At 70.8% G+C, this 3,443-nt stretch carries 3 protein-coding genes and 3 pseudogenes; 3 read left to right on the top strand and 3 right to left on the bottom strand.

Going from position 1 to position 3,443, the window contains the following annotated elements:
- Nucleotides 1-468, top strand: a pseudogene (locus AB0I73_RS40740) (hypothetical protein); the annotation flags it as partial.
- Nucleotides 469-907: 439 nt separating this feature from the next.
- On the opposite strand, the gene AB0I73_RS40735 reads toward AB0I73_RS40740, so the two are convergent.
- Nucleotides 908-1,273 carry a helix-turn-helix domain-containing protein gene (locus tag AB0I73_RS40735; protein WP_363045427.1) on the bottom strand — a complete coding sequence of 122 codons (366 nt, stop codon included), beginning with the start codon at nt 1,271-1,273 and terminating at the stop codon, nt 908-910.
- Between the two features lie 417 nt (nt 1,274-1,690).
- Between AB0I73_RS40735 and AB0I73_RS40730 the strand changes: the two are divergent.
- Nucleotides 1,691-2,071: pseudogene (locus AB0I73_RS40730) on the top strand (integrase); the annotation flags it as partial.
- Nucleotides 2,072-2,146: 75 nt separating this feature from the next.
- Here the strand turns inward: AB0I73_RS40730 and AB0I73_RS40725 are convergent.
- Nucleotides 2,147-2,473: pseudogene (locus tag AB0I73_RS40725) on the bottom strand (DDE-type integrase/transposase/recombinase); the annotation flags it as partial.
- 88 nt (nt 2,474-2,561) lie between these two features.
- Nucleotides 2,562-3,320, bottom strand: coding sequence for an IS6 family transposase (locus tag AB0I73_RS40720; protein WP_363045426.1), 759 nt, complete (start codon nt 3,318-3,320; stop codon nt 2,562-2,564).
- A gap of 17 nt (nt 3,321-3,337) precedes the next feature.
- Here AB0I73_RS40720 and AB0I73_RS40715 point away from each other — a divergent pair.
- The coding region (locus AB0I73_RS40715) for a DUF6308 family protein (protein WP_363045428.1) at nt 3,338-3,443 on the top strand (106 nt) is incomplete at its 3' end.

Below are 3,443 nucleotides of genomic sequence, written 5' to 3'. Positions count from 1 at the left end.
CCCGGCGGCTCGCTCGTGTTTCTGGCCGTCGCCGTGGTCGTCCTGGTGGCACTTTCGGTCGATCTCGACCGGTGGTGGCTGCTTCCCCTGCGCCGCCTGCGGCTCCGTGTGTGGGGGCATCCGCTCTTCGGCAGTGAGAGGGGGGACCGCGTGCCGGTCGCCGCCAGCGTGGAACTGCTGGAGCGCTCCCTCGCCTGGCAGACCGCCTCCCCGGTGGTCCGGTCGGGTCTGCTGGACCACTGGGAGGAAGACGGCTGGCGCATCCTCCTGTACTCGGGTGTGTACGGGACGCGGGAGAACGCACGACCGGTGTCCGTGGTCTTCGCCCTGGACGCCACCGCCAGCCGCGACACCCCCGATGACCCCGCTGTCCGCGTCAGCTTCGTCGACGCGGACAGCGGGGAGCCGGTGGCGCAGAAGATGCTGAACGCGGTTTCTTCACGCCGGGCTCTGCCGACGGTCGGCTGAACAGCCGGACCACCGGCTCCGGCTCCAGCGGTTCGCCGGACCGGCACCCTGTGGCTCACCGCCCCTGCCCACGGCCTCGCAGGCGGCGGTGAGCCGTTCGCCGCCACGGGGCTGGCCCCCTCCGGCGGCACGGCATCAGGGCGTGTGCCGCAAGCGGATCCCGATAGTGAGACGATCTTGGTTCATGGCGCGTGGAGATCCGACGGACGAGTGATGGATCGAGCTCACCGTGTTCGAGGTCGGTGAATCCGGCTTCCAGCCGGCGCCGCGCGCCCGCTCCCGGAGCTCGCCAATGCGTGGGACGGGCCGACCAACCAGGCCCCGGGCAGCGTCGGCCCGCAGGAGAGGCGGGTGACGTGCACGGGCGGCGTCGCCGGGCCGACGACGGCGCCGTTGGCGGCCGCATCGAGGGGCCTGTGGTCGTGGGCGCGCGGGGGGCTCACGTCCGCGTCCCTCGGGCTGACGCGTGAGGGTCGCAGCGACGACGGAACACCGCGCGGTACTCCCTCGGGCTCCGGCCCGTGTGTCGGGCGAAGATGCCGCTGAACGACCCAGGATCGCGGTACCCGACATCGGCGGCGATGCGGGCGACGGTCCTGTCCGTCGTCTCCAGCAGGTGGGTGGCTCGACGCGCCCGGGCCGTCTGCAGGTACGCGAGTGGCGTCTCGCCGGCTTCGTCGCCGAAGCGCCGGAGCATGGTTCTCGTGCTGACGTGGAACTCCCGGGCGAGGGCGGCCAGGTCGTAGCGAGCGCTGAGGTTCTGGTCGAGCCACCGCTTGACGCTGAGCGAGAACTCCCTGCCCACCGTGGGGACGAGCCCCGGATCGACATAGGGAGCCTGCGTGGAACGTGCGTCGTCGACAAGAGCAATACGCGCGGTGCTACGGGCGACGCGGGGGGCCGTCGTGCTCGCGGATGAACTGCAGCGCGAAGTCGTACATGGCGCTGAAGGCCGCCGTGGTCGTCACCCCTCGGTCGGTCACGACCAACCTCTCCGGGCGGAGGCGCACGTCGGCGTGCCGGTCGGCGAACCGATCCGCGAACAACCAGGACGTGGTCGCTTCACGCCCGCCGAGCAGCCCGGCTTCAGCGACCAGGAAGGTTGCGGGTGCCGATAAAGCATCCGTGCAGGTGGCAGCCTTGAGCGCCGCTCTCCGGCCGGGGCCGCTGCTCGCCCCGCGATCTTCACGGGAGCAGGAGCCGGGCGGCATCATGATCTGTCGTGCTGCTGCGCCTGGCCTACCTCGCCATGACCAACACCTTCGCGCTCCTGCGCCTGCTGCCGAGGAGCGATCGGGACAAAGACATCGAGATCCTCGCGCTGCGGCACCAACCGCTGGTCCTGCAGCGCCAGGTCGGCCGGCCCAGGTTCACCGACACCGACCGTGCAGTTCTCGCCGGCCCGCTCCACCACCTCCCCAGGGGCAAGCTGCGACACCTCCTGTTGCTGGTACGCCCGGACACGATCGTGCGCCGGCACCGCAACCTGCTCAAGCGACGCCACGCCGCGACCCGCGTGCCCAAGCGCCGCGGGCGCCCACCCACCGTCCGCTCGATCCGCGCCCTGGTGCTGCGCCCGGCCCGCGAGAACAGCTCGTGGGGGCGTTGTCACGTTGTCGAGGGTGTTGGTGCTTGGCGGGGCGTCGGGACGTGCTGGTGCCGGGTTCCGGCTCCGCGCTCAGGCCGCGGCGGGCAGGCCGGCAGTGCCGGTGATCTGCTCCCAGATCGCGAAGCGGACGGTCATCTCGGCGCGGTGGTCGGGGGTGGTCATCAGGTGGCGGTGAGGGCGGAAGTGGGGTGAGATGCCGCTGAACGCGGCCAGGAACCGCTGGGCTGCGCCGACGGAACGGAAGCCCTTCATGGCGCGTTCGCGCTGCCGGGTGGGCTGGTGGCTGTTCTCGGCCCGATTGTTCAGGCCCTTGTGCGAACGGTGCTCCACCGAGGGCATGACCTCGCGGTGGGCGGCGCCGTAACTGCGGAGCTTGTCCGTGACCACCACCCGCGGCACCTCGCCCGGGCACTGTCACGTTGTCGAGGGTGTTGGCGCTTGGCGGGGCGTCGGGGCATGCTGGGGCCGGGTTCCGGCTCCGCGCTCAGGCCGCGGCGGGCAGGCCGGCGATGCCGGTGATCTGCTCCCAGATCGCGAAGCGGATGGTCATCTCGGCGCGGTGGCCGACGGCGGTCATCAGGTGCCGGCGTGGCCTGAAGTGCGGTGAGATGCCGCTGAAGGCGGACAGGAATCTTTGTGCGGCGCCGGCGGAGCGGAAGCCCTTCATCGCCCGTTCGCGCTGCCGGGTGGGCTGGTGCGAGTTCTCGGCCCGGTTGTTCAGGCCCTTGTGGGAGCGGTGCTCGACCGAGCGCATCAGCTCCTGGCGGGCCACGCCGTAGGAGCGAAGCTTGTCAGTGACCAGCACCCGGGGAACCCTGCGCTGCTTCTTCATCAGCTTGGCCATGAACCGCTTGGCGGCCTTGGCATCGCGCCTCGACTGGAGCAGGATGTCCAGCACGTTGCCGTGCTGGTCCACCGCCCGCCACAGGTAGTGCCGCTCGCCGTTGATCCTGACGAACACCTCGTCCAGATGCCATTTATCCCCGGGCCGCGGCCGGCGGCGGCGCAGTCCGTTCGCGTAGGCCTGCCCGAACTTCGCGCACCAGCGGCGGACCGTCTCGTGGGAGACAAGCACGCCGCGGGCAAGCATCAGCTCCTCCACCTCACGGAACGACAACGGGAAGCGGAAGTACAGCCACACGCAGTGGGAGATGATCTCGGCCGGATATCGGTGCCCCTTGTACGACGGCGGCGCGGACGACACGAGCGAACCCCTCCCCGGCACAATCAACTTCAAGATCATCCCACGCCCCAGCCAACGTGACAGCGCCTCCGCGGCTGCTGCCGGTCTACGACAAGGTGGTGCGCTGCGCTCTGGGCCGCCCGCGCCCCTCGTTCTGGCTTGCGCTGCATGCCGTGCTGCGCG

It is taken from the genome of Streptomyces sp. NPDC050388 (genome assembly GCF_040655635.1).
Taxonomy (GTDB): domain Bacteria; phylum Actinomycetota; class Actinomycetes; order Streptomycetales; family Streptomycetaceae; genus Streptomyces.
This window is presented reverse-complemented; position numbering and strand designations above follow the sequence as displayed.

Bases quoted from the DNA above. Each gene is read 5' to 3' on its own strand.
- AB0I73_RS40720 (WP_363045426.1), bottom strand. From the start codon at position 3,320: ATGATCTTGAAGTTGATTGTGCCGGGGAGGGGTTCGCTCGTGTCGTCC.